The sequence below is a fragment of the Citrobacter sp. RHBSTW-00859 genome, assembly GCF_013729795.1.
Classification (GTDB): domain Bacteria; phylum Pseudomonadota; class Gammaproteobacteria; order Enterobacterales; family Enterobacteriaceae; genus Citrobacter; species Citrobacter braakii.
This window is the reverse complement of sequence record NZ_CP056284.1, coordinates 3,800,558-3,822,659: the sequence shown is the minus strand read 5'-3', so window position 1 is coordinate 3,822,659 and position 22,102 is coordinate 3,800,558. Positions and strand designations below refer to the sequence as shown.

At 50.0% G+C, this 22,102-nt stretch carries 18 protein-coding genes and 7 pseudogenes; 18 read left to right on the top strand and 7 right to left on the bottom strand.

The features are described 5' to 3' along the window. Window positions 1-57 precede the first annotated feature (57 nt). A complete protein-coding gene (locus HV302_RS19120; RefSeq protein ID WP_000545262.1) occupies window positions 58-1,611 on the bottom strand; it encodes an L-lactate permease in 1,554 nt (517 codons plus the stop codon). Window positions 1,612-1,998: 387 nt separating this feature from the next. On the opposite strand from HV302_RS19120, the gene dld reads away from it, so the two are divergent. From dld to HV302_RS19100, 4 genes are all read left to right on the top strand, one after another. Then, window positions 1,999-3,744, top strand: coding sequence for a D-lactate dehydrogenase (dld, locus tag HV302_RS19115; protein ID WP_170972936.1), 1,746 nt, complete (start codon window positions 1,999-2,001; stop codon window positions 3,742-3,744). Between the two features lie 74 nt (window positions 3,745-3,818). Further along, window positions 3,819-4,538 (top strand): (Fe-S)-binding protein, encoded by a 720-nt coding sequence (locus tag HV302_RS19110; protein ID WP_001102105.1) that lies wholly within the window; start codon window positions 3,819-3,821, stop codon window positions 4,536-4,538. A 10-nt stretch (window positions 4,539-4,548) separates the two neighbouring features. Further along, window positions 4,549-5,976, top strand: coding sequence for a LutB/LldF family L-lactate oxidation iron-sulfur protein (locus tag HV302_RS19105; protein ID WP_023157193.1), 1,428 nt, complete (start codon window positions 4,549-4,551; stop codon window positions 5,974-5,976). After that, complete coding sequence (locus HV302_RS19100; RefSeq protein ID WP_000370411.1) at window positions 5,969-6,664, top strand: LutC/YkgG family protein; 696 nt, start codon at window positions 5,969-5,971, stop codon at window positions 6,662-6,664. The genes HV302_RS19105 and HV302_RS19100 overlap by 8 nt, the downstream gene beginning before the upstream one ends. Window positions 6,665-6,713: 49 nt before the next feature. On the opposite strand, the pseudogene HV302_RS19095 reads toward HV302_RS19100, so the two are convergent. Further along, window positions 6,714-7,127 (bottom strand): annotated as a pseudogene (locus HV302_RS19095) (GntT/GntP/DsdX family permease); the annotation flags it as partial. 249 nt (window positions 7,128-7,376) lie between these two features. On the opposite strand from HV302_RS19095, the gene HV302_RS19090 reads away from it, so the two are divergent. Beyond that, window positions 7,377-8,357 (top strand): IS5-like element ISKpn26 family transposase, encoded by a 981-nt coding sequence (locus HV302_RS19090; RefSeq protein WP_181626430.1) that lies wholly within the window; start codon window positions 7,377-7,379, stop codon window positions 8,355-8,357. After that, window positions 8,339-8,530: a hypothetical protein gene (locus tag HV302_RS28375; protein WP_307721834.1), complete on the top strand. Its 192-nt coding sequence runs from the start codon at window positions 8,339-8,341 to the stop codon at window positions 8,528-8,530. Before HV302_RS19090 ends, HV302_RS28375 begins: the two co-directional genes overlap by 19 nt. A 291-nt stretch (window positions 8,531-8,821) precedes the next feature. On the opposite strand, the pseudogene HV302_RS19085 reads toward HV302_RS28375, so the two are convergent. Further along, window positions 8,822-9,727, bottom strand: a pseudogene (locus HV302_RS19085) (IS3-like element IS911 family transposase); the annotation flags it as partial. Here HV302_RS19085 and HV302_RS28370 point away from each other — a divergent pair. Next, window positions 9,715-9,795, top strand: a pseudogene (locus tag HV302_RS28370) (hypothetical protein); the annotation flags it as partial. The pseudogenes HV302_RS19085 and HV302_RS28370 overlap by 13 nt on opposite strands. Continuing rightward, window positions 9,792-10,943, top strand: coding sequence for an IS30-like element IS30 family transposase (locus tag HV302_RS19080; protein WP_001254932.1), 1,152 nt, complete (start codon window positions 9,792-9,794; stop codon window positions 10,941-10,943). The pseudogene HV302_RS28370 and the gene HV302_RS19080, both read left to right, overlap by 4 nt. Before the next feature lie 12 nt (window positions 10,944-10,955). Here the strand turns inward: HV302_RS19080 and HV302_RS19075 are convergent. After that, window positions 10,956-11,213: pseudogene (locus HV302_RS19075) on the bottom strand (IS3 family transposase); the annotation flags it as partial. Between the two features lie 67 nt (window positions 11,214-11,280). Between HV302_RS19075 and HV302_RS19070 the strand changes: the two are divergent. The 7 genes and pseudogenes from HV302_RS19070 to foxA form a co-directional block, all read left to right on the top strand. Continuing rightward, window positions 11,281-11,547 (top strand): annotated as a pseudogene (locus HV302_RS19070) (C4-dicarboxylate transporter DcuC); the annotation flags it as partial. A gap of 605 nt (window positions 11,548-12,152) precedes the next feature. After that, window positions 12,153-12,710: a DUF2913 family protein gene (locus HV302_RS19065; protein WP_230675897.1), complete on the top strand. Its 558-nt coding sequence runs from the start codon at window positions 12,153-12,155 to the stop codon at window positions 12,708-12,710. A 91-nt stretch (window positions 12,711-12,801) separates the two neighbouring features. Next, on the top strand, window positions 12,802-13,041 hold the full coding sequence (locus tag HV302_RS19060; protein ID WP_046275631.1) for a hypothetical protein: 240 nt from the start codon (window positions 12,802-12,804) through the stop codon (window positions 13,039-13,041). 208 nt (window positions 13,042-13,249) lie between these two features. Next, window positions 13,250-13,978 (top strand): annotated as a pseudogene (locus tag HV302_RS28640) (Tar ligand binding domain-containing protein); the annotation flags it as partial. Window positions 13,979-14,017: 39 nt separating this feature from the next. Beyond that, window positions 14,018-14,818: a methyl-accepting chemotaxis protein gene (locus HV302_RS28635; protein WP_441549293.1), complete on the top strand. Its 801-nt coding sequence runs from the start codon at window positions 14,018-14,020 to the stop codon at window positions 14,816-14,818. A gap of 286 nt (window positions 14,819-15,104) precedes the next feature. Then, window positions 15,105-16,088: a helix-turn-helix transcriptional regulator gene (locus HV302_RS19050; protein ID WP_032931274.1), complete on the top strand. Its 984-nt coding sequence runs from the start codon at window positions 15,105-15,107 to the stop codon at window positions 16,086-16,088. Between the two features lie 121 nt (window positions 16,089-16,209). Then, window positions 16,210-18,318, top strand: coding sequence for a ferrioxamine B receptor FoxA (foxA, locus tag HV302_RS19045; RefSeq protein WP_181626428.1), 2,109 nt, complete (start codon window positions 16,210-16,212; stop codon window positions 18,316-18,318). Between the two features lie 106 nt (window positions 18,319-18,424). On the opposite strand, the gene HV302_RS19040 is transcribed toward foxA, so the two are convergent. From HV302_RS19040 to HV302_RS19030, 3 genes and pseudogenes are all read right to left on the bottom strand, one after another. Continuing rightward, the gene (locus tag HV302_RS19040; protein WP_326928724.1) at window positions 18,425-18,934 is read right to left on the bottom strand and encodes a hypothetical protein; all 510 of its coding nucleotides are present in this window, start codon (window positions 18,932-18,934) and stop codon (window positions 18,425-18,427) included. A 183-nt stretch (window positions 18,935-19,117) separates the two neighbouring features. Beyond that, a complete protein-coding gene (locus tag HV302_RS19035) occupies window positions 19,118-20,212 on the bottom strand; it encodes a 4Fe-4S binding protein (protein ID WP_094169206.1) in 1,095 nt (364 codons plus the stop codon). Window positions 20,213-20,431: 219 nt separating this feature from the next. Next, window positions 20,432-20,569 (bottom strand): annotated as a pseudogene (locus HV302_RS19030) (diguanylate cyclase domain-containing protein); the annotation flags it as partial. A 57-nt stretch (window positions 20,570-20,626) separates the two neighbouring features. Between HV302_RS19030 and HV302_RS19025 the strand changes: the two are divergent. From HV302_RS19025 to HV302_RS19015, 3 genes are all read left to right on the top strand, one after another. After that, window positions 20,627-21,324, top strand: a protein-coding gene (locus tag HV302_RS19025) for an IS1 family transposase (RefSeq protein ID WP_223429336.1) whose coding sequence is annotated in 2 segments (ribosomal slippage) — window positions 20,627-20,876 and window positions 20,876-21,324 — 699 coding nt in all. Because the reading frame shifts where the segments join, the coding sequence is not laid out codon by codon here. Window positions 21,325-21,351: 27 nt separating this feature from the next. Further along, window positions 21,352-21,516: a cytidine deaminase-like fold-containing protein gene (locus HV302_RS19020; protein ID WP_181626426.1), complete on the top strand. Its 165-nt coding sequence runs from the start codon at window positions 21,352-21,354 to the stop codon at window positions 21,514-21,516. A 13-nt stretch (window positions 21,517-21,529) separates the two neighbouring features. Further along, on the top strand, window positions 21,530-21,901 hold the full coding sequence (locus tag HV302_RS19015; RefSeq protein WP_225622988.1) for a DUF6911 family protein: 372 nt from the start codon (window positions 21,530-21,532) through the stop codon (window positions 21,899-21,901). The last annotated feature ends 201 nt before the right edge of the window (window positions 21,902-22,102 follow it).

Here is a 22,102-nt window from a genome sequence, read left to right as displayed (position 1 = left end):
TTTGGTCACTATGTCGTCAAATTCGATTGCCGCGAATTTGACGGGGTTGACAATGGTTTACGCCATAAACCAGTAATAAAACAGACCGACTTTCAGGCCGAGGATCACAATGTAGGCGCAGCAGTATTTCATGGTGCCAGACATAATCTGGTTGGCCTGACCGTCCATTTTGGTGGCAGAAACCGCGATGGCGATGCTTTGCGGCGAAATCATTTTCCCCCCCGTAGCGCCAGAGGTATTGGCCGCCGCCAGCCAGTTAGGATCGATATGTAACTTGCTGGCGGCAATGGTTTGCAGCTTGCCGAACAGAATGTTCGAGTTGGTATCACTGCCGGTCACGAACGTGCCCAGCGCGCCAATCACCGGGGCGAGGAAGACGTACGAGCTGCCGGTCAGATCGACAATCGACTGGGCCAGCGTGGAGATAATCCCGCTGAGATCCATCACCGTGGCCAGCGCGACGATCGCCATAATTGCGACGATAGAGTTTTTAAGCTGGAAAATCGTTTTGATAAATACTTCCAGCATCCCACGTGCGGACGCTCCCTGAATAAAACCGCCGATAATGGTCGCAAAGATGATCAGCATCCCCGGTGTGGTCGCCCATTCAACTTTCAGCGCCATCGTTTTGCCGTCAGCCAACGTGAAATGCAGCACCGAAGCCAGTTGGGATGCCGCGCCTTTTATTGTCGGGAACAGCGGCGAACACAGCAGGATAAACACAAAAATAAACAGATAAATAGAGCCAACCCGGAACAACACTTTTGCCGAGCGCGGCGTGGTTTCGCGGGTATGGCTGACCTCAATGCGCCACTCGGGATCGGTTTTCCCTTTGCGCAGGCGACTGACCATCGCCACGGCAAACAGGCTGACCAGGCTACCGGCAAAGGCGGGTAATTCCGCGCCAAGATGGATGGCGACAAAATATTGCGGAACCAGCGTGGAAATGCCGCAAATCAACGTGATCAGAAATACGCCGCGAATGGCTTTCAGGCCACCGCCAATAATGCAGACAATCACAAACGGCAGCAGGATATTAAACAGCGCGAGCTGCAAAATAATGGTTCCGCCTAAGGTATAAACCGGCAGATTAACCTGCTCTGCCAGAATAGAAACCGGGATCCCAACCGCGCCAAATGCGGTCGGAACGGTATTTGCTACGAGGGAAGCAATCGCCGCCTTCAACGGGTTGAATCCCAGCGCAATGAGAATACCGATCGGAATAGCGACCGCCGTGCCATAGCCCGCAGCGGCTTCAAGAAATCCACCAAAACACCATGAAATCAGCAGCACCTGAATACGCTTATCTTCGCTAATGCTGGCGAGAATATCGCGCAGAATATCCAGCGCTTTGGTCGCCTGCATGACGTTATAACTGAAGATAGCGCCGAGGATAACAATTACGATCGGCCATAGTCCCTTCAGTGCACCATAGCCTATCGCGGCTTTCAGATTCTGTGTGGGCATTTCCCAGAATATTGCCGATAGTGCAGCGGTGAATACCAAAGAGATCAGTACGGAATAATGGATGGGCATTTTTAATTTCAGTATTAAAAATACCATCAGCAGCAAAGGAGAGAGTGCCAGAGCAAACATTAAATATTCGTGCATTACAATTCCCGATTTACTTTTTTAGACTTAACTATATTTAGGGGGAAGGAGGCTACCTTAATAATAAAATAAAAAATGCAAACTGAATCGCTTCAGTAAAATAAAGTTACAAAGGTTAATAATTGTATAAATAATGTTATTTTTTTATTAAATATGAATAACCACTAAATATAATAATACCCATTAGAGTTAATCATTAATAGGTATGAAATGGTCTTTGCAATAAATGAAATAAGCGTTTTGGCATCCAGTAAAAGAACGGAGTATGAATTATGTGGTAGTGGTAATTTCATTACAAAATGTGAGCGGTGCCGAAAGAAATAAAATGGGGTATTGCATGTGGATATTGATTGAGGGAATATTCTGTTTTGTCGTACAAATGAACTTATGGCCATTTTCACTGGCCCTGATATAAGGAGCGGAGAGCCGCCCTCCATGAAACATACTGATAATAAGACCTTTTTGACAACTCTTACCCAATTGGTTGGCCCTGCTCATATCCTCACCGAACCGTCAAAAACTGCGCGTTACCGTAAGGGTTTTCGCTCGGGTCAGGGTGATGCTCTGGCGGTGGTTATCCCCGGCTCTTTGCTTGAACTCTGGAAAGTCCTTAGCGCCTGCGTTGAGGCCGATAAAATAATCCTGATGCAGGCGTCGAACACTGGCCTGACTGAGGGTTCGACGCCCAATGGTAATGATTACGACCGCGAGATCGTCATTATCAGCACGCTGCGGCTGGACAGTCTGCATGTGCTGGATGAGGGTAAGCAGGTGCTGGCTTATCCGGGCACCACGCTGTATTCGCTGGAAAAGGCGCTGAAGCCGTTTGGCCGTGAGCCGCATTCGGTGATTGGCTCTTCGTGCATCGGCGCGTCGGTTATCGGCGGTATCTGTAATAACTCCGGCGGTTCTCTGGTCCAGCGTGGCCCGGCTTATACCGAGATGTCGCTGTTTGCCCGTATTGATGAACAGGGACGCTTGCAGCTGGTCAATCACCTCGGCATTGAGCTAGGTCAGACGCCAGAGCAAATCCTTGCCCGGCTGGATAACAATGCGATTGAAGCCGTGCTCGTCAACCATGACGGGCGTCACGCGCACGATCACGACTATGTTAGCCGCGTGCGGGACATCAATGCCGACACGCCAGCACGTTACAACGCTGACCCGGATCGCCTGTTTGAATCCTCTGGCTGTGCGGGCAAGTTAGCGGTGTTTGCCGTACGTCTGGATACCTTTGAAGCCGAGAAGAACCAGCAGGTCTTTTATATCGGTACCAATCAGACTGATGTCCTGACTGAGATTCGCCGCCACATCCTGGCGAATTTTACAAACCTGCCGGTTGCTGGGGAGTATATGCACCGCGATATCTATGATATTGCAGAGAAATACAGCAAAGATACCTTCCTGATGATCGACAAACTTGGCACGGACAAAATGCCGTTCTTCTTCAACCTGAAGGGGCGTACCGAGGCCATACTTGAGAAGGTGAAGATCTTTCGCCCGCACTTTACCGACCGCGCGATGCAGGCTTTTAGCCATCTGTTCCCGAGCCATCTCCCGGCGCGGATGAAGACCTGGCGCGATAACTATGAACACCATCTGATGTTGAAAATGTCCGGTGAGGGTGTGACCGAAGCCCAGGCATGGTTAACGGACTATTTTAAATCGGCCGAGGGCGCGTTCTTTACCTGTACCGCGGAAGAGGGCAGTAAGGCGTTTCTGCATCGTTTTGCCGCCGCGGGTGCTGCCATTCGTTATCAGGCCGTTCATTCTGACGAGGTTGAGGATATTCTCGCGCTGGATATTGCATTACGCCGCAATGATACCGAATGGTATGAGCATTTACCGGCGGAAATTGACAGTCAGTTGGTGCATAAACTCTATTACGGCCATTTTATGTGCCATGTATTCCATCAGGATTATATCGTTAAAAAAGGCGTAGATGCCCACGCGTTAAAAGAACAGATGCTGGAATTACTGCGCCAACGCGGAGCGCAATATCCGGCGGAACACAATGTCGGCCATCTGTATAAAGCGCCGGAAAATTTGGCACGTTTTTATCAGGAAAATGATCCGACCAACACTATGAACCCAGGTATTGGTAAAACCAGCAAACATAAAAACTGGGCATGAAATACGAATGAACATTTGTTTGATATCGCGATATCAAGCGCAATAAACAGAAATGAAGCAATGGAGTAGTTATTGTGAATGTAAATTTCTTTGTTACCTGTATTGGTGACGCACTGAAATCACGGATGGCACGAGACTCCGTATTGCTGCTGGAAAAACTGGGTTGTCGCGTTAATTTCCCCGAGAAGCAAGGGTGTTGCGGTCAGCCAGCCATCAACAGCGGTTACATCAAAGAGGCGATCCCCGGGATGAAAAACCTGATCGCCGCGCTGGAAGACAACGACGATCCGATTATCTCCCCGGCGGGCTCCTGCACCTACGCGGTTAAAAGCTACCCGACGTATCTGGCCGATGAACCGGAATGGGCGCTGCGTGCTGAGAAAGTTTCCGCGCGTATGCAGGATCTCACCTCCTTTATCGTCAACAAACTGGGTGTGGTGGACGTTGGTGCCAGCCTGCAGGGCCGCGCTGTGTATCATCCTTCCTGTAGCCTGACCCGCAAACTGGGAGTGAAGGAAGAGCCGCTTACGCTGCTGAAAAACGTGCGCGGACTGGAGCTGTTGACGTTTGCCGATCAGGATACCTGTTGCGGCTTTGGCGGGACGTTCTCGGTCAAGATGGCCGAGATATCCGGTGAGATGGTGAAAGAGAAAGTATTACATCTGATGGACGCAAAGCCGGAATTTTTGATTGGCGCAGACGTTAGCTGCCTGCTGAACATTGGCGGTCGACTGCAACGGGAAGGCCAGCCGGTCAAAGTGATGCATATTGCTGAAGTGCTGATGAGCCGCTGAGGGGAAAGAGATGTCGATAAAAACCAGCGATGTAGAATTTAAACTGCGTATTCGTCAGCAGATAGAAGATCCGATTATGCGCAAAGCCGTGGCTAATGCGCAGGAGCGTATCGGCGCGAATCGGCAAAAAATGGTCGATGAGTTAGGCCACTGGGAAGAATGGCGCGATCGTGCCAGCCAGATCCGCGATCACGTTCTGAGCAACCTCGACGCTTACCTGTACCAACTCTCCGAGAAAGTGACGGAAAACGGCGGACACGTCTATTTCGCCAAAACCAAAGAAGATGCCACTCGCTACATTTTGCAGGTCGCGCAGAGTAAAAATGCGCAGAAGGTGGTGAAGTCCAAGTCGATGGTGACCGAAGAAATCGGCGTCAACCATGTGTTGCAGGATGCCGGAATCCAGGTGATCGAAACCGATCTCGGGGAATATATCCTGCAGTTGGATCAGGATCCGCCTTCGCACGTCGTGGTTCCGGCGATTCATAAAGATCGCTACCAGATCCGCCGCGTGCTGAACGAACGTCTGGGGTACGACGGCCCGGAAACCCCGGAAGCTATGACCTTGTTCATTCGTCAGAAGATCCGCGAGGATTTCCTCAGTGCCGAAATCGGTATTACCGGCTGTAACTTTGCCGTGGCGGAAACCGGCTCGGTGTGTCTGGTGACCAACGAAGGCAACGCGCGCATGTGCACCACGCTACCGAAAACGCACATTGCGGTGATGGGCATGGAGCGTATCGCGCCGACCTTTGCCGAGGTGGATGTGCTGATTACCATGCTGGCGCGCAGCGCCGTGGGCGCACGTCTGACGGGCTACAACACCTGGCTGACCGGCCCGCGTGAGGCGGACAACGTTGACGGACCGGAAGAGTTCCATCTGGTGATTGTCGATAACGGTCGCTCGCAGGTGCTGGGCTCAGAGTTTCGCGATGTGCTGCGCTGCATCCGCTGCGGAGCCTGTATGAACACCTGTCCGGCGTACCGCCACATCGGCGGGCACGGCTATGGCTCTATCTATCCCGGCCCTATCGGCGCGGTGATTTCTCCGCTGCTCGGCGGCTATAAAGATTTTAAAGACCTGCCGTACGCCTGTTCTTTGTGCACGGCTTGTGACAGCGTCTGCCCGGTGCGTATTCCGTTGTCAAAACTGATCCTGCGTCATCGCCGGGTGATGGCCGAGGAGGGCATTACGCCGAAAGCCGAGCGACGGGCGATCAGGATGTTCGCCTATGCCAATAGCCATCCGGGGCTGTGGAAAGTCGGGATGATGGCGGGCGCGCATGCGGCGAGCTGGTTTATCAATGGCGGCAAAACCCCGCTCAAGGTTGGCGCGATTGGTGACTGGATGGAGGCGCGCGATCTGCCTGATGCTGACGGCGAGAGCTTCCGCAGCTGGTTTAAGAAACATCAGGCGCAGGAGAAAAAGAATGGATAACCGTACCGCGTTTTTAAACACCATCGCCCAGGCGCTGGGTCGCCCGCTGCGCTTCGAACCGCAAGCGGATGCCGCACCGGTTAACAACTATGCCAACGAGCGCCTGACCGAGCTTAGCCCCGAGCAGCGCTGCTCTGCGTTTATCCAGTTTGCCAGCGAAGTGATGCTGGCCCGCTGCGAACTGACCAGCGAGGACCAGGCCGCAGACGCGGCACTGCGCCTGTGCGAAGAATTGGGTCAGCAGCCGGTGGTGCTGAGCGGCGACAGCCGGCTGGTGGAGCTGGGCATCACCGAACGCTTGCAGCAGGAATGCAACGCCGTGGTCTGGGATCCGGCGCGTGGTAGCGAAAATATTACCCAGGCCGAGCAGGCGAAAGTCGGCGTGGTGTATGCCGAATATGGCCTGACCGAGTCCGGCGGCGTGGTGCTGTTTTCCGCACCGGAGCGCGGGCGCTCCCTGAGCCTGTTGCCGGAGTCCTCTATTTTCGTGCTGCGTAAAAGCACCATCCTGCCGCGCGTGGCGCAGCTGGCAGAAAAACTGCATCAGAAAGCACAGGCCGGTGAGCGTATGCCATCGTGCATTAATATCATCAGTGGACCCAGCTCGACGGCGGATATTGAGCTTATCAAGGTGGTTGGGGTGCATGGTCCGGTGAAGGCGGTATATCTGATTATTGAGGATTGTTGAGGCAGGATGGAAAACCGCTCTGGCTCTGTGGGCCAGAGCGGTATCAACGTTATGCAATCATGCTGATGATCAACACGATTATCAGGCCAACCACGGAGTTTACCAGCTCCAGCAGACCCCAGGTTTTCAGCGTATCCTTCACCGACAGATCAAAGTAGCCTTTGAACAGCCAGAACGAAGCATCGTTGATATGGGTCAGCGTGTTGGAGCCAGCCGCTGTTGCCAGCACCAGCAACGCCGGGTCGACGCCCACCAGTTGACCGGTTGCCGGGTCGAGGATTGCTGCGCTAATAATCCCCGCCGCCGTCATGGCTGAGACCACGCCCTGACCCGTTGCCAGACGGATCAGCACGGTTATCAACCACGCCATGATGTAGGGAGAAATATTGCCGTGTGACATCAGCATGCCGATGGTATCGCCGATGCCGGTATCGATAATGGTTTGCTTCAGTACGCCGCCAGCCACTGACTGCCGGAGCAGGGACTGCGCTGACTCTGTAAATCCGCCGCTCTGTACGTTGGGATTGTTAATCCGAGTAACTAAGTAACACGCTATACCTTGACTCCTTATGCTTACATGCTTGCACATCGTTACGGCACAAAATTCAACTGTGGCAAAGCAAGTGCGCTGTTGCGTTCTCTTGGGAAGGTGCGAACAAGTTCCTGATATGAGATCATCATATTCATCCGGAGCGCATCCCAGAGGGACATCATGAGCCATCAACTCACCTTCGCCGATAGTGAATTCAGCACTAAGCGCCGTCAGACCCGAAAAGAGATTTTCCTCTCCCGCATGGAGCAGATTCTGCCATGGCAGAATATGACCGCTGTCATCGAGCCGTTTTATCCCAAGGCGGGCAATGGCCGACGGCCCTATCCGCTGGAGACCATGCTGCGTATTCACTGCATGCAGCATTGGTACAACCTGAGCGACGGTGCCATGGAAGATGCCCTGTACGAAATCGCCTCCATGCGCCTGTTTGCCCGATTATCCCTGGATAGCGCCCTGCCGGACCGCACCACCATCATGAATTTCCGCCACCTGCTGGAGCAGCATCAACTGGCCCGCCAATTGTTCAAGACCATCAATCGCTGGCTGGCCGAAGCAGGCGTCATGATGACTCAAGGCACCTTGGTCGATGCCACCATCATTGAGGCACCCAGCTCGACCAAGAACAAAGAGCAGCAACGCGATCCGGAGATGCATCAGACCAAGAAAGGCAATCAGTGGCACTTTGGCATGAAGGCCCACATTGGTGTCGATGCCAAGAGTGGCCTGACCCACAGCCTAGTCACCACCGAGGCCAACGAGCATGACCTCAATCAGCTGGGTAATCTGCTTCATAGAGAGGAGCAATTTGTCTCAGCCGATGCCGGCTACCAAGGAGAGCCACAGCGCGAGGAGCTGGCCGAGGTGGATGTGGACTGGCTGATCGCCGAGCGTCCCGGCAAGGTAAAAACCTTGAAGCAGCATCCGCGCAAGAACAAAACGGCCATCAACATCGAATACATGAAAGCCAGCATCCGTGCCAGGGTGGAGCACCCGTTTCGCATCATCAAGCGGCAGTTCGGCTTCGTGAAAGCCAGATACAAGGGGCTGCTGAAAAACGATAACCAACTGGCGATGTTATTCACCCTGGCCAACCTGTTTCGGGTGGACCAAATGATACGTCAGTGGGAGAGATCTCAGTAAAAACCGGAAATAACGCCAGAAATGGTGGAAAAAATAGCCTAAATAGGCTGATTCGATGTGTTTGCGGGAAAAAAATCGGCCCAGATCCGCGAAATTTTAATCAGCGAGTCAGCTTGGGAAGAAATGACCTGCTTATTCGCACTTTCCTTAACGCAAATAAATCATCTAAATAACTTATCACTTGCGCGCCATTAGCATCAATGTATAAATAATGACCATGCATGTCGCTTCTGGGGTGCACCGGCTGTTGACAAAACCATTAAAAATAGTAGCTTTGCATTGGGATTTCTCTGGTTAACATTTTGCGCTAAATCAGAATTGCCTCTTGCTAACTTTTTAATAGTGAACGACCAAAATGATAAGAATGACGCATTCTGTTGAACAGTTAGTTAGCTTCACAGAACATCTTTTTTCTCGCCCGTATTATCGCCACCTCTCTGTTCATAATACTCTCTGTGAAGTGGTCAACAAAAACTGGCCACCGAGTTAGAGTTTTTCCAGTATCGATTTTCCGATTCGTTTGGGGGTAACCCACCGTTATATTCGTGCGGTCTTAGTGCGCTGTAATATCCAACGATATAATCCGTTATGGCGTGAGCTGCCTCGCTGAAGCTTACGTAACCCACCACCGGTATCCATTCGTTCTTCAGACTTCTGAAGAAGCGTTCCATTGGGCTGTTATCCCAGCAATTTCCGCGCCGGCTCATACTCTGCCTGATCTGGTATCGCCACAATAACTGCCGGAACTGCCTGCTCGTATAATGACTGCCCTGATCGCTGTGGAACATCACCCCGCCGGGCTTACCACGGGTTTCCCATGCCATTTCCAGCGCTTTCATGGTGAGCCTGCTGTCCGGCGAGAACGACATGGCCCAGCCCACTGGTTTTCTTGCGAACAGGTCGAGAACAACGGCGAGGTACGCCCAGCGCTTACCCGTCCAGATATAGGTCACATCACCGCACCACACCTGATTTGGCTCGGTCACGGCGAACTGCCGTTCAAGGTAGTTAGGGATAGCAACATGTTCATGACCACCACGTTTATACCGGTGAGTCGGCTGCTGACAGCTGACCAGCCCCAGCTCTTTCATGAGCCTGCCAGCAAGCCAGCGTCCCATCTGGTAGCCTCTCCGGGTTGCCATTGTGGCGATGCTTCTTGCTCCGGCCGAACCGTGGCTGATGCCATGTAGCTCAAGTACCTGACTGCGTAATACAGCCCGTCTGCCGTCTGGTTTTTCAGGACGGTTTTTCCAGTATCTGTAGCTGCTGCGATGAACCCCGAACACATGGCAGAGTGTGACCACAGGATAATGCGCTCTGAGTTTCCCGATTATCGAGAACTGTTCAGGGAGTCTGACATCAAGAGCGCGGTTGTAGATTCAATTGGTCAACGCAACAGTTATGTGAAAACATGGGGTTGCGGAGGTTTTTTGAATGAGACGAACATTTACAGCAGAGGAAAAAGCCTCTGTTTTTGAACTATGGAAGAACGGAACAGGCTTCAGTGAAATAGCGAATATCCTGGGTTCAAAACCCGGAACGATCTTCACTATGTTAAGGGATACTGGCGGCATAAAACCCCATGAGCGTAAGCGGGCTGTAGCTCACCTGACACTGTCTGAGCGCGAGGAGATACGAGCTGGTTTGTCAGCCAAAATGAGCATTCGTGCGATAGCTACTGCGCTGAATCGCAGTCCTTCGACGATCTCACGTGAAGTTCAGCGTAATCGGGGCAGACGCTATTACAAAGCTGTTGATGCTAATAACCGAGCCAACAGAATGGCGAAAAGGCCAAAACCGTGCTTACTGGATCAAAATTTACCATTGCGAAAGCTTGTTCTGGAAAAGCTGGAGATGAAATGGTCTCCAGAGCAAATATCAGGATGGTTAAGGCGAACAAAACCACGTCAAAAAACGCTGCGAATATCACCTGAGACAATTTATAAAACGCTGTACTTTCGTAGCCGTGAAGCGCTACACCACCTGAATATACAGCATCTGCGACGGTCGCATAGCCTTCGCCATGGCAGGCGTCATACCCGCAAAGGCGAAAGAGGTACGATTAACATAGTGAACGGAACACCAATTCACGAACGTTCCCGAAATATCGATAACAGACGCTCTCTGGGGCATTGGGAGGGCGATTTAGTCTCAGGTACAAAAAACTCTCATATAGCCACACTTGTAGACCGAAAATCACGTTATACGATCATCCTTAGACTCAGGGGCAAAGATTCTGTCTCAGTAAATCAGGCTCTTACCGACAAATTCCTGAGTTTACCGTCAGAACTCAGAAAATCACTGACATGGGACAGAGGAATGGAACTGGCCAGACATCTAGAATTTACTGTCAGCACCGGCGTTAAAGTTTACTTCTGCGATCCTCAGAGTCCTTGGCAGCGGGGAACAAATGAGAACACAAATGGGCTAATTCGGCAGTACTTTCCTAAAAAGACATGTCTTGCCCAATATACTCAACATGAACTAGATCTGGTTGCTGCTCAGCTAAACAACAGACCGAGAAAGACACTGAAGTTCAAAACACCGAAAGAGATAATTGAAAGGGGTGTTGCATTGACAGATTGAATCTACAGTAGCCTTTTTTAATATTTCATTCTCCATTTCAATGCGTTGTAGCTTTTTCCTCAGCTCACGTATTTCGATTTGTTCTGGTGTTATCGGAGAGGCTTTTGGTGTTTTGCCCTGACGCTCATCACGCAGTTGTTTGACCCATCTTGTCATTGTGGAAAGGCCAACATCCATAGCTTTGGCGGCATCTGCCACCGTGTAGTTCTGGTCAACAACCAGTTGAGCGGATTCGCGTTTAAACTCTGCGCTGAAATTTCTTTTTTTCATTGGAGCACCTGTGTTGTTCTGAGGTGAGCATATCACCTCTGTTCAGGTGGCCAAATTCAGTGTGCCACTTCAGGGGTCGGGGAATGCGCCATTCCTCGCCTTCGTTGAGCTCATCCCGCAAATTGCCGCCAGTATGGGCGCTAACGCCGTTGCCATGATCCTGCCGATGCAGCAGGCATCGCATATGGGACGGGCCATTTCACCGGTATCCGGCGTCGTGATTGCCGTTTCCAGCGGAGCGAAAATAACCCCATTCGATGTGGTGAAGCGTACCGCCGTACCGCTGATTGTGGGGTTCGTTACTCACACCCTGATCATTGGTATTTTCTATTAACCGTACCAGCGACAAGCCAACCTCCGGTTCATTGAATCCGGATGTTGGCTTTTTGAATTAGGCAAAATTTAAAAGCGTTAATATTACTGATACCTGTATAAAAAGCCTTGCCTGCTGCTGTGAGGCTGTCTGTCGCTCAGCGGAGGATAAAATGCGATTCCATTAGGATGTTTAATGGCTGTTTAGCGTTGAAATGGGTGTTTGTCTGGGGTGTCTGGTTAAAACTATCAGGATATTTCTTCTAATCAGCAATTTTTGAAGTTTTATGATGATCATATTTTTAACAGTAGGTGGAATTGATAACCTGTGAGTATTATTAGTTTTTATCTTTATCGTATAATTCTTATTATTTATCGCTGAGCCATCCGGGTATCAATGATTAATAAGAGTGATGTGTTAAGTTTGCAATTTTATTACATAGGGATTAATTAATCTGGATCATATTTTGATGTTTTTAGTTGTAGTATTTTTTAAAATGAAATAATGCAAGATTTACATGTAATAATGATTTATTTGGGCAGGTTTAAGTGGTAAGGGATTCAGGAAAAGTTAGTACGTTACGACACCATTATCAGGATGACCTGGAAGCGTTTACCTGGAGTGCATTGGTAGCAATTGGTATCGCAATACGGGACCGTAAGATTCATTCTAAAATGTCAGAGCATCTTTTTATTATGCAATGGCTGGCCATCGCTAAAAAAAGAAAACTCTTCTCAAGGAACGTAGTCAATGAACTTCAATGGCTAATTGATGAAGGCAAGAAAAAAAGCCTCAATGCACAACTTAAATTTAAAATAGAATATCTATACTCGACTTCGAGTGGCGATGTATCGATGCAAAACGACTATTTTAAGTTTACTCATACGATTGAGGTGTTGAGAAATAATGGCTGGGAAAGCTTTCTGCTTACGCCAGAGAAATGGCGAGATCTGCATGAAAAGATTAAGGTAAGAGAAGGTAATTTTATTTTTATGGATGACACTCGGCTGCAGGCGTGTTTTGGCGTGCAGGGTGAGATTGTCAAACCCTTCTGTATCCGGGTATATGGCGATGTTGAGTTTGCAAAGTTAACGTTCATTAAACATAACCTTCCGGCTGAATTTGTAAAGCACGTTTCAAATGAGTTTTATCACTTCCATTTTCTTCTGGTAAGTAATGCTTAACTGACGATGTGAACAATGTGCTGTTAATGCAAAGAATAGATTGATCAACTTGTAAATTTATCGGATAGAAACCACGCGCCAAGGACAGCGAATGTTTACTCGAAAGTTAGTGATTGCCAACGAATGGATAAGGTTGTCTGATATTCCAGACAGTGTGTCCATTTCTTTTCGGGGCATTCTCGAGATAACTGAAAGTACAGGTGTGCCAGACGCCAGCACGCCGTTGTTACGTTTAGAAAATGAAATGGCACCGATCACCGTCGATTCGTTGTCCTGGGTGCGGGTGCCTGTCGATAGTCAGAAAGACATTACCGTTTATATCCATAAATAATATTAATGTTGAATGGTTTTGGCCTTATTTTTGCCAATGTTAGAGGGCTGCTGTTTATCGCAGTATGTCCCCGTGAGTAATTAATTTATTACCTAAGAATGAATGTGGAAACTTTCTAATAATTAACCATTTTACAGGTTAAGGTATTGCGTGATGTGTCGATAACAATTAAGTCGTAGAGGATTTTTATTGTTATGGAGATGTTTAAATGTTAAAGAATATGAGAATTAAAACCAGCCTGTTATTATTGCTGTTGTTATTTACCTTCATGCAGTTCTTTTCCAATGGATTTGAGTTAGTTGATCTCAAAGGAAATCAAAAAAATACGTTATTACTACATAACATCATTAAGGAGCAGGATACCCTGCATAAGGTCGTTGAGGCTGTTTATAAAGTCAGAAGCGTTCGTGATAATATTCAACAACATAATGCGACCGATGCCCGACAGACAGTGAATCAAATGCAAGATCAGATGGCGTATGCCAGAAAACAGTTCGATATTTTCTGGGGTATTCCTGGATTGACGGCTGACGATCCGCAAATCGGTAAAGTCATCAGAACGGCTTTTGAGCAACAAATGAATGCTGAGCAAAAGTCTATTGATACATTAAATCAGACGCTTTCCAGCAACGGTATTATTAATGCACAAGAAAATGCTAATGCGGAACTGCTCGCGGCTCGCAAAAATTTCGATAACGAAGTGACGAATTATTACAAATCAACAATGCTGATTGGTGAGAAGATCGTTGCACAAACACACGTTCAGTTTAATACCTCGATCCTGAAAGTATCCGTGATCCTGGTCATTACGGTACTTATCTTCTTTATCTGTAATTTCTGGTTGAACCGGACCATCATTCAGCCTTTAAAAATCGTTTCTGAGCATTTTGCGCGGATTGGTAAAGGCGATCTCAGCCATCCTGTTAAGGTATCGGGTAACAATGAAATCGGCATACTGTGCTTAAATTTGCATAATATGCAAAAAGGCCTGCGGGAGACTGTCAGCACTATTCGCGATGGCGTTGAGTCTATTAATATCGGTATGCAGGAAATTGCTTCCGGTAATTCCGATTTATCAACCAGAACGGAACAGCAAGCTGCGGCAGTCGTTGAAACGGCGGCCAGTATGGAGCAGATTTCAGTCACAACAAAAAATAATACTGATAAGTCACATCAGGCATCCGTCATGACCAGCGAAAGTACGGAAATGGCATTGCGTGGCGAGCGTTTAATGAGTGATATGGTTGAGAAAATTCACCTGATCAGCCGTAATGCGCAAGGCGTGAACGAAATATCCAATGTTATTGATAGTATTGCTTTTCAAACCAATATCCTGGCATTAAACGCGGCGGTGGAAGCCGCACGCGCTGGTGAGTCCGGGCGTGGGTTTGCCGTTGTGGCGAGTGAAGTCCGAACGCTTGCCCAGCGCAGCGCCTCCTCGGCGAAAGAAATCAGTGAACTGGTTGCCAAAGCGGCAATTAGCGTCAAGGAAGGGGTAGAGATAGCCGAAAACAGTGGCGCCATGATGGCGGATATTGCGAAGGCAATACGCAACATTAATGTCTTAATGGAAGATATCTCTGGAGCCTCAGGGGAACAGAGTCGCGGCATCGAACAGATCCGGGTTGCGGTAACACAAATGGAGCAAGTGACTCAGCAAAACGCCTCGCTGGTTGAGGAGATAGCCGCCACGACAGGCAGTGTGGAAGAGCAGTCGGCAATGCTATCCCAGGCTGTGGCGGTGTTCCAGGTGGAGGAAAACCAGCCTTCAGCATAATAAGTAGAGTACAAACTCGGCGGGTATCGTGGTGCGTTTGACGTGCCCGTTTATGACAGTGAGAAAGGTTGAGCTGCACACGGCTCACAGACCGCAGCTCATCAGGCGTCAATGTTGCCTGATGAGCTGCGCGAGAAGAATATCGGGAATGACGTTCTCCAGCGCGATTTGAAATCGCATCCGTCATGTTGATAATAATTCTCATTATTATTGTTGTGTTGTACAGGTAATGGTAATGTTGCTTCAGTTATCAACCGTTAATCCCATTTCCTGTGCAGAAGACAGCATGAACAACACCACCGCCCTGAATACGTCCAGACGCGTAGCCCGCACCTTCTCCGTCAGCGAGTTTATGGATTTTGGTGAGCGTTACGGGATCGATTACCGCTTTCCACTGCTGGCGCAAAAGCCGGATTTGTCGTCTTGCAGCCCCGTTCTGCAGGGTGAGGTTGAGGAGATGACGCTCCCCTGCGGGATGTGTGTCACGCACTCTGATGTGCAGGTGCTACAACCCTACGAAACCACCTCCCGCCACAGCAGTCCTCTGTATATGCTGGTGGTTCTGGAAGGCTGCGTCATCCTGACGCTCAACGGGCAGGAGCATGTGGTACGTTCCGGGATGGCGTTTAGCTCACGCCTGAGCGAGCATCAGACGATGCGTGCCCGCCATCATGCTGACTGCAAACTGCGCACGTTATCGCTCGGTCTGTATCCCGACGGCGCGTGGCGCACGGGGTTGCTCGAATCGTTGATGCGTGAGTGGGAAAGATGCGAAACGCCGACGCTTATCTGGCAGGTGCCGGGGTTTTTACTCAGCGGCCTGCAGTATGCGCAGCGGAGCACGATCGGCCATGTTTCTCGCCAACTGATGCTGGAAGGGCTGATATTACAACTGTTCGGCCATGGCCTCAGCGTGTGTCAGGTTGAGAGTGGCAAGCGGCTTGCGGCAAGCGGTGAACAGCAGCGGCTGGAGGTCGTTCGTCGTCTTCTGGAGCAGAGTCCCGAGAATGACTACACCCTCAATGCCCTGGCCCAACGCGCGGCGATGAGCCCCAGCAGCCTGCGCAGCAAGTTCCGTGCGGCCTATGGCTGTTCCGTCTTTGACTACCTGCGTGATTGCCGTCTGGAACGCGCGCGCGGCTATTTACTGGAAGGATACAGCGTACAGCAGGCGGCCTGGATGTCGGGTTATCAACATGCTACCAACTTCTCTACCGCATTTCGGCGTCGTTACGGCTTTTCGCCTGGCGATGTGCTCAAACTTTGCTAATCCATTTTTACGTTTTTCGCACGTGCCTTCCCGACAATTTGGCACTGCGCATAGGCAACCTGGCATCCTGCATAGCTATCTCCGTTAGCAAAAAGGTAATAATTCTCACTTACAATTAGACATGCCTTTGGAGATATTCATGTTCGCGAAGACTCGGTTGGCGCTAGTGGTGGGATGGGTGACCGGTAGCGTGGCTTTTCCACTGCTGGCGCAGGAAACAACAAAAAACGATACGGTGGTTGTCACCTCGCAAATGCAAAGCGGGGCCACGAAGCTCGCCACGCCGGATATTGAAACGCCTCAGTCGGTATCGATCATTACCCGTGAACAGTTTGAAGAGCAGGGCGCAACCAGCGTGCGCCAGGCCGTAAGCTATACGCCGGGGGTGTACAGCAATCAGATTGGTGCCTCCAACCGCTTTGACTATATTGTGCTGCGTGGTTTCTCGGATGGTAGCCTGGACAACGTCTATCTCGATGGCCTGAAGATGATGGGGGACACCAACTCACACAGCTCGCTGGTGGTCGATCCGTGGTTCCTCGAAGATATCGAAGTGGTACGCGGCCCGGCTTCCGTACTGTATGGCCGTTCTTCTCCGGGCGGTATTGTCGCGCTGACATCACGTAAGCCGTCGTTTGATGCCGGCGGAGAAGTGAAACTGTTTGCTGGCAACAATAACCAGCGCGGCGCGGCGTTTGACGTCACTGGGGCGCTGGATGATAACGATCGCGTGGCGGCACGACTGAGTGGAATGACGCGTTACGCAGACTCGCAGTTTGGTCCATTGAAAGAAGAACGTTATGCGATGATGCCCAGCCTGACCTGGCGCATCACCGACCAGACGCGTCTGGATCTGATGGCTTATCTGCACCGTGACCCGGAAGGCGGAAGCCACTCCGGTCTGCCGTATGACGGCACCGTGGTTCCACATTACGGGCAAAAGATCTCCAACACTTTTTACGAAGGCGAGGATGATTACGACAAATACGATCGCCGTGAAAACATGGTGGGCTACAACGTTGAGCACCTGTTTGATAACGGCTGGTCGGTGCGGCAAAAACTGCGCTACCTGCATACCGACGTTGAGCTGAATCAGGTGTATGCGGCGGGCTGGCTGAATGAAACCGAGCTTAACCGCGGCTACTCCGGCTCCGATGAAAAAATGTCAGCGATTACGCTGGATAACCAACTCGACGGCAGCTTTGATACCTGGCAGGTCAACCACCGTGTGCTGGTGGGGATCGACTATCAGGATCGCAGCAACAATACCACCGGTTACTACGGTGCATTCCCGCCGATTGACGCCTTTAACCCGGTATACGGCGCGCAGCCTGATTACATCAACATGTATGCGCGTGAGAAGCACAAGCTGCGCCAGACAGGCTACTATTTGCAGGATCAGATGTCATGGGATCGCTGGCGTATTACGCTCGGCGGTCGCTACGATCAGGTCAGCGTTTCTAACATTGATAAGATCAACGATACCCGCAGCGATCTGGATAAAAACAACTTCAGCACCCGTGCTGCGCTGCTCTATTTGTTCGATAACGGCTTTGCGCCATATGTGAGTTATTCCACCGCCTTTACGCCAACCAGCTTTGCCGATGAGAACGGCAATCTGCTGGATCCGATGAAAGGCAAGCAGTGGGAAGCCGGGCTGAAATATGAGCCGGAAGGACTCAACAGTCAGTTCAGCGCGTCGGTATTCCGTATCAATCAGACGAATATCGCCACCAAAGAAGAGCCGACCGATCCGTACCGCTCGATTGGGGAAATTGAGTCTGAAGGGGTAGAGCTGGAGGCCATTAGCCAACTGACGGAGAGCTTCCGTCTGCAGGCGGCGTATACCTATACCGACATTCGCTATAAGAAAAGCAGCCCGGAAGAGCAGGGTAAGCGCGCAGTGTACGCGCCGCGTAACCAGGCCAGTACCTGGCTGAGCTACGATGTGAAAAGCGGTCCGCTGGATGGCCTGACGCTGGGCTCAGGCGTGCGTTATGGCAACGGTATTGCCAGCGATCGCCTGAACACTCACACTCTGCCGTCCTACACGCTGGTGGATATGGCAATTGGCTACGACTTAACGAATATCGGTATTAAAGGGTTGAGCGCTCAGTTGAACGTCAACAACCTGACCGACAAGCGCTACGTTGCGGCTTGTAATTCGCTCTCATACTGCTACTTCGGTGCCGAGCGTAGCATTGTCGGCAGCGTTTCATGGAAGTTCTGAGTATCGTTTTTTAGCCGGATGGCGGCGCTGGCACCTTATCAAGCCTACAGTTGCGTGCAAATTGTAGGCCTGATAAGCGCAGCGCCATCAGGCTGGGGGATTGCGGTTATTGTGTAAAACCGTTTTGCATACAAATCTGCGCGCTGGTTCTCAGGGTAAAGGCGACTTTGTCTGGGTACTGGCTGTAATAGTTATGCTCTTCTTCCAACCCTTTCGCCTGCGCCAGACGTACCGTTTCCAGCGAGCAGGTACGATAGATCAGGTCTTTATTCATATTGGTCTGCTTTTCACGCTGTTTATCTGCGGACAGCGCCAGCCAGCTCTCGGACAGCGAGTAATCGTAGACCACCCGATTTCCTTTCGCCTGCACATTTTCAATGGTAATGAATTCGTCGATTTTCAGTCTTGGCTGCCCACGCATTTTTTTCCTATCTTCTGCTGCGGCATATTGGGCCAGCGCATTAATATCCATGCCTGCTATTTTCTGTTTATAGATATCGACATAAGCGGCGGGCTGCTGATAACGCTGAGCGTAAGCGTTTCTTAATTCTCCATCGCTCACCGTACAACCCGCCAGAAACAGAGGTAAAAGCAGCGCCAGTTTTATTTTAGTCATGATGTTATCCCGTTCATTATTGTGGTCCCAGTCGCCCATAACATAATAAAAAAATGATTACGGGTGATATTTAAGGTTGTATAAACGGGGACACGATGACACAAGTGCAATAGTCTTAAAATGGCGTTACAGGCAGGAAACCCTGCCAGAATTGGCAGGGGTTTTGAACATACTGGTAAAGAATTAATGGCCGATCATTTTTGCTTTCGGGATCAACTGGAAATACAGGTGATCCGGCACCGGCGTATCCCAGACATTGGCATATACCGCATAACCAATGGTGGCAAACAGAATCCCCAGTACCAGTATTGTCATGGCAACACCCGACAGTGCCGTTTGTCGCCATAACGTTTTACCGCTGCCTTTTGCACCCGGCGGTGTCTGCAGGGAAAAGCTCAGCGTTGAAGCCACCGGGCAGGATTCAACACACGTCATGCAGCCAGTGCATTCCACAGTACGCACCTGAATCAGTCTGTCTACCGGGATTTTCGATGGGCAATTTTTCGCGCATTTCCCGCAATCAATGCAACTGTCGGCGTTGCGGCGGATTTTAAACGGCGAGAACAGCGAGAACAGACCAAGCAGTGCGCCGTAAGGGCACAGATAACGACACCAGGCGTTGCGAATAAACAGGCTCAGGAGGCTGATAACCACCACGGAGATGAGCGTGGCGGAGCCAATATGGCGAAAGAAATCGAGCATCTTCACATCGATGATGATTCCATAGGCTGACGTCAGAAAGTACTGAATCCCCTGGGCGGGCATCGACAGGGCGATATACAAGAAAAACCCCAGCAGCAGATACTTCAGGCTGAGCAGCGGGATATCCAGCCAGCGCGGCAGCGTAAAGTTACGACCGAATAATTTTCTCCCCAGATTACCGAGCAGTTCGGAAAGCGTCCCCACCGGGCATAACCATGAACAGAAAGCTTTTTTTAACAACAGGCTAATCAGGATAAACGCAACTAACAGCAGCATTGAGGCGGCATGGATAGGCGGAAGAAAACCGGTCTCTAGCGTATAGCGGAAATTCATCAAACCCGCTATCGGCAGCCATCCCTCAATACCGCCGGGCCTTGGAATATAAACGCTGGTGCCGGCGGTTTCGAAATAGCGGACCCAATACCAGAACGCCACGCCAATATAAATATTGATAGCCAGCAGGAGAAACTGGGTGGCTTTTCGCCAGCTGCTGGCGTTGCGCCAGTCATTCCACGGCAGTTTACCCCCGGTCGTGCCTGGGCGGCGCTGCCAGCGCGTTCTCATCTTCCCGTTCATGGTTTTATAGTATCCCTCATATTTCCCCTTCTGCATTCAGAAGGCGTCATCACCGGGATATGCTAGCGCTATTCAGATTTGGTGTATTTGATTTGCATCTTATTACGCGGCTGTTATTTTCTTCATGCCAATATGCCTGAAAAATAATAACAGCCCGATATTTATCACAGGTCAGATAAATACCCTGAACGGGGTATTTATTTCTCTGCAGGGCAACGATTATTCCTGATAAACCTCAACGCGGTCGCGGCCATTACTTTTCGCCAGATAAAGTGCGCGATCGGCTTTATCAACCAACTGTTTATAGTCGGGATGATAGTCATATTCGGCAATACCAATACTGACGGTAATAGAAAACGGGTGATGCTGCCAACTTACTGATTTAGTGTATGATGGTGTTTTTGAGGTGCTCCAGTGGCTTCTGTTTCTATCAGCTGTCCCTCCTGTTCAGCTACTGACGGGGTGGTGCGTAACGGCAAAAGCACTGCCGGACATCAGCGCTATCTCTGCTCTCACTGCCGTAAAACATGGCAACTGCAGTTCACTTACACCGCTTCTCAACCCGGTACGCACCAGAAAATCATTGATATGGCCATGAATGGCGTTGGATGCCGGGCAACCGCCCGCATTATGGGCGTTGGCCTCAACACGATTTTACGTCACTTAAAAAACTCAGGCCGCAGTCGGTAACCTCGCGCATACAGCCGGGCAGTGACGTCATCGTCTGCGCGGAAATGGACGAACAGTGGGGCTACGTCGGTGCTAAATCACGTCAGCGCTGGCTGTTTTACGCGTATGACAGGATACGGAGGACGGTTGTGGCGCACGTCTTCGGTGAACGCACTCTGGCCACACTGGAGCGTCTTCTGAGCCTGCTGTCGGCCTTTGAGGTCGTGGTATGGATGACGGATGGCTGGCCGCTGTATGAATCCCGCCTGAAGGGAAAGCTGCACGTAATCAGCAAGCGTTACACTCAGCGCATTGAGCGACATAACCTGAATCTGAGACAACATCTGGCAAGGCTGGGACGGAAGTCACTGTCGTTCTCAAAATCGGTGGAGCTGCATGACAAGGTCATCGGGCATTATCTGAACATAAAACACTATCAGTAAGTTGGAGTCATTACCCAAGGGCGTGAGATGACAATGAGTGTATCTAAAGAGCCTGTATGTGGTTATTGCCGCGGTGATATAGCAGTTATGGCTGATAAAGCGGGGCTAAAATCTTTAACAATTTATGAAGAGGCTACAGGTTCTGTCCTCTACTGGCAGCCTGGCATGAAATCTCTCAAGGTTAGGGATTAAAATGAAATTTAAAATGAGTTGGACACTGGACGAAACAGGTGGCAATAAACAGATCTCAAATTGGGATATGGTATTAAATCAGTTTAAACAAATTCAGGGGAAAAAAGGAACCCTTACTCTTGATATACTGAACAGTGGCGATGATAGCGCTGAAATGCTTCAGGTCAGAACGGAGAATGATTATTACTTGATAACATTAGGTGAAATTGTCGAAGATGAATACCAAGTAAGAACGTACTGGGATTCATCTAAACCTGATATAGGAATGGTGATTCTTGGAGATTACTGGCCGGAATCTCAGCTTACAAAAGACTGTGAACTTATTGTAAAAATCTTAAAAGAGTTTTTTGATACTGGCAACGTATCAAAAGAACTTCTTAATTGAAATATAAATCCAAGACTTCAGCATCCTAAGTGGTACTGTAGTTTGCTTATATGATGGTGGCGCGATAAACCTTGTGTCACGGCAGGGCGGTAGCGTCTGTGGCCCCAAAAACGCTTAACAGCGCAAAAATCCTAGGCATAAAGTACAACAGGAAAAAGCAGTTGTAACCCACGGAAAGTACAGGGGAAAAGTGGTTACGGC

Coding starts and splice junctions, on each gene's coding strand:
- HV302_RS19120 (WP_000545262.1), bottom strand. CDS start 1,611: ATGCACGAATATTTAATGTTTGCTCTGGCACTCTCTCCTTTGCTGCTG.
- dld (WP_170972936.1), top strand. CDS start 1,999: ATGGCCATTTTCACTGGCCCTGATATAAGGAGCGGAGAGCCGCCCTCC.
- HV302_RS19105 (WP_023157193.1), top strand. CDS start 4,549: ATGTCGATAAAAACCAGCGATGTAGAATTTAAACTGCGTATTCGTCAG.
- HV302_RS19100 (WP_000370411.1), top strand. CDS start 5,969: ATGGATAACCGTACCGCGTTTTTAAACACCATCGCCCAGGCGCTGGGT.
- HV302_RS19090 (WP_181626430.1), top strand. CDS start 7,377: ATGAGCCATCAACTCACCTTCGCCGATAGTGAATTCAGCACTAAGCGC.
- HV302_RS19080 (WP_001254932.1), top strand. CDS start 9,792: ATGAGACGAACATTTACAGCAGAGGAAAAAGCCTCTGTTTTTGAACTA.
- HV302_RS19060 (WP_046275631.1), top strand. CDS start 12,802: ATGTTTACTCGAAAGTTAGTGATTGCCAACGAATGGATAAGGTTGTCT.
- HV302_RS28635 (WP_441549293.1), top strand. CDS start 14,018: ATGCAAAAAGGCCTGCGGGAGACTGTCAGCACTATTCGCGATGGCGTT.
- HV302_RS19050 (WP_032931274.1), top strand. CDS start 15,105: ATGAACAACACCACCGCCCTGAATACGTCCAGACGCGTAGCCCGCACC.
- foxA (WP_181626428.1), top strand. CDS start 16,210: ATGCCTTTGGAGATATTCATGTTCGCGAAGACTCGGTTGGCGCTAGTG.
- HV302_RS19040 (WP_326928724.1), bottom strand. CDS start 18,934: ATGACTAAAATAAAACTGGCGCTGCTTTTACCTCTGTTTCTGGCGGGT.
- HV302_RS19035 (WP_094169206.1), bottom strand. CDS start 20,212: ATGAACGGGAAGATGAGAACGCGCTGGCAGCGCCGCCCAGGCACGACC.
- HV302_RS19020 (WP_181626426.1), top strand. CDS start 21,352: ATGACAATGAGTGTATCTAAAGAGCCTGTATGTGGTTATTGCCGCGGT.
- HV302_RS19015 (WP_225622988.1), top strand. CDS start 21,530: ATGAGTTGGACACTGGACGAAACAGGTGGCAATAAACAGATCTCAAAT.